This window comes from Mycobacterium sp. (assembly GCF_044342925.1).
Lineage (GTDB): Bacteria > Actinomycetota > Actinomycetes > Mycobacteriales > Mycobacteriaceae > Mycobacterium.
The window spans coordinates 1-5,561 of sequence record NZ_JBIIOV010000199.1 but is presented as its reverse complement, the minus strand read 5'-3'; the positions used below and the strand labels follow the sequence as shown (position 1 = coordinate 5,561).

General features: G+C 68.1%; 6 protein-coding genes and 1 pseudogene. 4 read left to right on the top strand and 3 right to left on the bottom strand.

Going from position 1 to position 5,561, the window contains the following annotated elements:
- The 3 genes from ADBZ6I_RS15735 to ADBZ6I_RS15725 all read right to left on the bottom strand — a co-directional run.
- The coding region (locus tag ADBZ6I_RS15735) for an NAD(P)-binding domain-containing protein (protein ID WP_526385466.1) at positions 1-229 on the bottom strand (229 nt) is incomplete at its 3' end.
- Entirely contained in the window at positions 226-975 is a 750-nt protein-coding gene (locus tag ADBZ6I_RS15730; protein WP_526385464.1) for an SDR family oxidoreductase, read from the bottom strand. The genes ADBZ6I_RS15735 and ADBZ6I_RS15730, both read right to left, overlap by 4 nt.
- Positions 976-985: 10 nt before the next feature.
- The gene (locus ADBZ6I_RS15725) at positions 986-2,452 is read right to left on the bottom strand and encodes an aldehyde dehydrogenase (protein WP_526385462.1); all 1,467 of its coding nucleotides are present in this window, start codon (positions 2,450-2,452) and stop codon (positions 986-988) included.
- 130 nt (positions 2,453-2,582) lie between these two features.
- On the opposite strand from ADBZ6I_RS15725, the gene ADBZ6I_RS15720 reads away from it, so the two are divergent.
- The 4 genes and pseudogenes from ADBZ6I_RS15720 to cyp51 form a co-directional block, all read left to right on the top strand.
- Positions 2,583-3,164, top strand: coding sequence for a TetR family transcriptional regulator (locus ADBZ6I_RS15720; RefSeq protein ID WP_526385460.1), 582 nt, complete (start codon positions 2,583-2,585; stop codon positions 3,162-3,164).
- Positions 3,161-4,363: a cytochrome P450 gene (locus ADBZ6I_RS15715; protein ID WP_526385458.1), complete on the top strand. Its 1,203-nt coding sequence runs from the start codon at positions 3,161-3,163 to the stop codon at positions 4,361-4,363. Before ADBZ6I_RS15720 ends, ADBZ6I_RS15715 begins: the two co-directional genes overlap by 4 nt.
- A complete protein-coding gene (locus ADBZ6I_RS15710; RefSeq protein ID WP_526385456.1) occupies positions 4,363-5,181 on the top strand; it encodes an SDR family oxidoreductase in 819 nt (272 codons plus the stop codon). Before ADBZ6I_RS15715 ends, ADBZ6I_RS15710 begins: the two co-directional genes overlap by 1 nt.
- 5 nt (positions 5,182-5,186) lie before the next feature.
- Positions 5,187-5,561 (top strand): annotated as a pseudogene (gene cyp51 / locus ADBZ6I_RS15705) (lanosterol 14-alpha demethylase); the annotation flags it as partial.

Sequence of the window (5,561 nt, the reverse complement as noted above, 5' to 3'; positions counted from 1 at the left end):
CTGCCACGTCGGCGACGCGGGCGGCCACCGTCGCGCCGGCATCGGCCAACGGCGCCGCCACTTCCGCACGCACGTCGTAGACCACCAGGCCGCCGGGCCAGCCGGTCAGCCGCATCGCCATCGGGGCGCCCATGCTGCCCAATCCGATGCAGCCCAGCCGAGGATCCGGCGCATTGTCCTCGACAACGTCACTGACATCGTCGCTGCGGTCCGACTCATAACTGGTCATCGGATGATCTGCCCGCCGTCGACGTTGAAGATCTGCCCGGTGATCCACTGGGCCTGATCGGACAGCAGGAAGAGGCACATCCCCACCAGATCCTCCGGCCGGCCCATCCTGCTCAATGGAATACGGGCGACGATGTCGGCCACGATCTGCTGCGGGGTGGTGGTGCGGTTGGCCTCGGTGTCGATGGGCCCGGGTGCGATGGCGTTGATCCGGATGTTCTGCCAGCCCAACTCCCGCGACAACTGCTGGGTGAGCGCGTTGACCCCCGCCTTGGCCAGCCCGTAGTAGTTGGCGTACAGCCATGCCGCCGTGGAGGATTGGTTGACGATCGCGCCGCCGCCGCGCTGGGCCATCGCCTTGTAGACCGCCCGGGTGCACACCAGCGCGCCGTCGAGGTTGACGCTCATGAACCGCCGGTAATAGTCCCAGTCGACGGTGAGCAGCATGTCCAGCTTCATTCCGCCGAAGATGGCGGCGTTGTTCACCAGATAGTCGATACCGCCGAATTCGGCCACGGTGCGCTCCGCCATCGCCACGGCCGAGTCGGGTTCGGAGACGTCGACCGCGACGGCCAACGCGGTGCCACCCTCGGCGACGATGCCGGACGCCACCCGTTCGGCCCCTTCGGTATTGATGTCGGCCACCACCACCGCCGCGCCCTCGCGGGCCAGCGCCTCGGCGTAGGCCGCGCCGATCCCCCCGCCCGCGCCGGTGACGATCGCGACTCTCCGATCGAACTGCCCCATGGCTCTCCTGTCACACCGCCGTCGCGATGGCTTTGAGTTCCAGATATTCCTCGAACCCGGCCACTCCCATTTCCCGGCCCACCCCGGACTGTCTGTACCCGCCGAACGGCACGTCGGCGGAATACCAGACCCCGCCGTTGACATTGACGGTTCCCACCCGCAATCTCGTCGCCACCGCCTGCGCGCGTTGCGGGTCCGCGCTGAACACCGTCCCGGACAGGCCATAGGGAGAGTCGTTGGCGATGCGGACGGCGTCGTCGTCGCCGTCGTGGGCGATCACGGTCAGCACCGGTCCGAAGATCTCCTCCCGTGCCACCCGGGCCTGGTTGGTCAGTCCGACCACCACGGTGGGCTCGATGAAGAAGCCGCGGTCCCCGCCGGCCGGCCGACCGCCGCCGCAGGCGAAGCTGCCGCCCTCGGCGATCGCCAGGTCCAGATACGACTGCACCCGGTCGCGTTGGCGCGCCGAAATCACCGGGCCGCAGACGGTTCCGGGCTTGTCGGGGTCGCCGGGCTTGATGCCCAGCATGGTGGCGGCCGCAGCGGCGGCGGCTTCGTCGTAGTGCGCCCGCGGCACCACCAGCCGGGTGGTGATCGCGCAGCCCTGCCCGGCGTGCACCGAGGCGGTGAATGCCGCCATGGCGCAGGCCACTGGCAGGTCCGCGTCGTCCAGGACCAGGAACGCCGACTTCCCGCCCAGTTCCAGGAACACCTTTTTGACCGTCGGCGCCCCGGCCGCCATCACCGCCCGTCCGGTGGCGGTAGACCCGGTGAACGACACCATGTCGACCCGCGGGTCCGACGACAACATGGCGCCCACCGCATGGTCGGCGGAGGTGACGATGTTGAGCACACCCGGCGGGATGTCGGTGTGCTCGGCAACGAGCTCACCGAGAATCGCTGCGCACCAGGGGGTGTCGGGCGCTGGCTTGAGGACGACGGTATTGCCCGCGGCCAGCGCAGGCCCGACCTTGGCGAGGTTGATCTGGTGCGGGAAGTTCCACGGCGTGATGGCGCCGACGACGCCGACCGCCTCTCGGACCAGGGTGCGCCGGGTCTTGATACCCATCGGGGCGGCGACGCCGAGGTCGGTGCGCCAGGCGTAGTTCTCCGCGGTGTCGGCGCTGAATCCGAGATCGGCGACCGGACCCTCCAATTGGGCGGCCGCGGTGAGCATCCGCGGTGCGCCGGCTTCGGCGATGGTGATCGTGCGCAATTCCTCGATGTGCTCGCGCATCGCGTCGCGGAGCTGGCGGATGCAGCGCACCCGCAGCGCGGTGTCTGCTGCCCAGTTCGTGGTGTCGAACGCTCGCCGGGCGGCCGCGATCGCCCGGTCCATGTCGGCGACGTCGGCATTGGCGGCAGTGCCCAGGATCTCCTCGGTGGCCGGGTTGACGGTGGGATAGCGCCCCGCGCCGCCGGGGGTGAACTCTCCGTCGATGAACAGCTCACTGGTGCGTTCGGCTGCAATCGCCATCCCGGTGAGCTCCTGAGTTTTTAGACAGTTGTCCGACATCGTAATTCGGAACCATAGTCCCAGTACAAGCTGCTCGGCAAGATCGGTCAGCGACCTTGCTTCGACACTGTCACAGCCGTACGGTGGACAGGTGTCCAGAGATGTCGTGACGACGCCGAACGCCCAGGCGCGCCGGCCGCGGCAAGAGGAGACCTTTCGGAGACTGATCGACGCCGCCCGCGAGACGCTGGGCGCGTCGTCCTACGCCGGCCTAACGGTGCGCGCGGTGGCGGCCCGAGCGGAGGTGGCGCCGGCCACCGCCTACACGTATTTCTCGTCGAAGAACCATCTCGTCGCCGAGGTGTATCTAGACCTGGTCCGGCAAGTGCCGTTCTTCACCGATGTCAACGAGACCCGTCCGCACCGGGTGCAGCAGGCGTTGCGCAGCCTGGCCCTCGTCGTCGCCGACGAGCCGGAGCTGGCGGCCGCCTGCACGACGGCGCTGTTGAGTAACGACGATGCCGTCCGGCCGGTCCGCGAGCGGATCGGTGCCGAGATCCATCAGCGGATCAAGTCCGCCCTCGGCCCCGGTGCCGACAGCCGCACTATTTCGGCACTGGAGATGAGCTACTTCGGGGCGTTGGTGCACGCCGGCAGCGGCGTGCTGACCTATCGGCAGATCGCCGACCGGCTCGGCTACGTGGTGGGGCTGATTCTGGGGCAGCCGACATGACCGGCAGCACAGCCGAATTGGTTCTCGATCCCTACGACTACGACTTCCACGCGGACCCTTACCCCTACTACAAGAGGCTGCGCGACGCAGCACCGCTGTATCGCAACGACGACCTGAACTTCTGGGCGCTGACCCGCCATGCCGACGTTCACCACGGATTTCGCAACAGCACCGCGCTGTCGAACCGGCTGGGTGTGTCGCTGGACCCGATTTCGCGCACCCCAGAGGCCTACCGCACCATGTCGTTTCTGGCGATGGACGATCCCGACCATCTGCGGCTGAGGACCCTGGTATCGAAGGGCTTCACCCCGCGCCGGATCCGTGAATTGGAGCCGCGGGTCCTCGAGCTCACCCACCAGCATCTCGACGTCGCGCTGGAGTCCGATGCCTTCGACTACATCGGTGAATTCGCCGGCAGGCTGCCGATGGACGTCATCTCCGAACTCGTCGGCGTGCCCGGCGAGGACCGCCAGCGCCTGCGCATGCTGGCCGACGCCGTCATGCATCGGGAGGATGGCGTCACCGACGTCCCGAAGTCCGCATTGGTCGCCGCGATGGATCTGCTGGTCTACTACGCCGACATGGTCAAGCAGCGCCGCGCCCGGCCCGCCGACGACCTGACGTCGGCGCTACTGGACGCGGAGATCGACGGCGACCGCCTGCGCGACGACGAGATCATGGCGTTTCTGTTCCTCATGGTGGTGGCAGGCAATGAGACCACCACGAAACTGCTTGGCAACGCGGTGTATTGGGGTGGCCACAACACCGATCAGCTCACCGGTGTGTTCACCGACCATTCCCGCATCCCACTGTGGATCGAGGAGACACTGCGCTACGACACCTCCAGTCAGATCCTGGCCAGGCTGGTGGTCCGGGATGTCGAGTTCTACGGCACCACCGTGCACGAGGGCGACACCCTGCTGCTGGTACCCGGCTCCGCGCACCGCGACGAGCGGGTGTTCGACTCCCCCGACGACTTCCGCATCGGCCGCGACATCGGGTCGAAGTTGTTGAGTTTCGGCAGTGGCGTGCACTTCTGCCTGGGTGCGCATCTGGCCCGGATGGAGGCCCGGGTGGCCCTGACCGCATTGTTCGAGCGCATCCGCGGCTACGAGATCGACGAGTCGGGCGCGGTGCGCGTGCACTCGAGCAATGTCCGCGGTTTCGCGCGTCTGCCCATCACCGTGAGGAAGGCCTGATGCCCCGTTTCGAACCCCACCGGGCACGCCGCCCCACCCTGGTCGCGGGCGCATCGTCGGGCATCGGCGCCGCGACTGCCACCGAACTGGCCGCCCGGGGTTTCCCGGTGGCACTGGGCGCGCGGCGGGTCGACAAGTGCGAGGAACTCGCCGAACGGATCCGCCGCGACGGCGGTGAGGCGGTCGCCCTGCCGCTGGACGTCACCGAAGCCGATTCGGTGACGCAGTTCGTGCGTCGTGCCGGCGCGCAGCTCGGCGACATCGAGGTGCTCGTCGCCGGTGCCGGCGACACCTTCTTCGGCCGGCTCTACGAGACCGGCACCGAGGACTTCGAGTCGCAGATCCAGACCCACCTCATCGGCGCCAACCGGCTGGCCACCGCGGTGCTGCCGGGCATGGTGAAACGCCAACGCGGAGATGTGATTTTCGTCGGCTCCGACGTCGCGTTACGGCAACGACCGCACATGGGCGCCTATGGAGCGGCGAAGGCCGGGCTGCTGGCGATGGTGACCAACCTGCAGATGGAGTTGGAGGGCACCGGTGTTCGGGCGTCGATCGTGCATCCCGGGCCCACCCAGACCGGGATGGGCTGGAGCCTGCCGCCGGAGTCCATCGCCCCCGCGCTGGAGGACTGGGCCAGGTGGGGCCACGCGCGGCACGCCTACTTCCTGCGGGCGGCCGATCTGGCCCGCGCGATCGCGTTCGTCGCCGAGACGCCGCGCGGCGGATTCGTCGCATCCATGGAACTTCAACCCGAGGCGCCGTTGTCCAGTGCGCCCAGAGAGCGTCAGCAACTGAAGTATCCGGAGGCACCGTGAGCACTATCCGGGAGGTTCGGCGGGTCTCCGGCGGCGAAGAGGAGCACGGCCACCTCGAGGAGTTCCGCACCGACCCCATCGCCTTGATGCAGCGGGTGCGCGACGAGTGCGGCGATGTCGGCTACTTCCAACTGGCCGGCAAGAAGGTGATCCTTCTGACCGGCGCCGAGGGAGGCGAATTCTTCTTCCGCGCCGCCGATGAGGACCTCGACCAGGCGCAGGCCTACCCCTTCATGACACCGATCTTCGGCACGGGCGTGGTGTTCGACGCCAGCCCCGAGCGACGCAAGGAGATGCTGCACAACTCCGCGCTGCGCGGCGACCACATGCGCAGCCACGCCACCACCATCGAACGCGAAGTGCGCCGGATGATCGAGAAC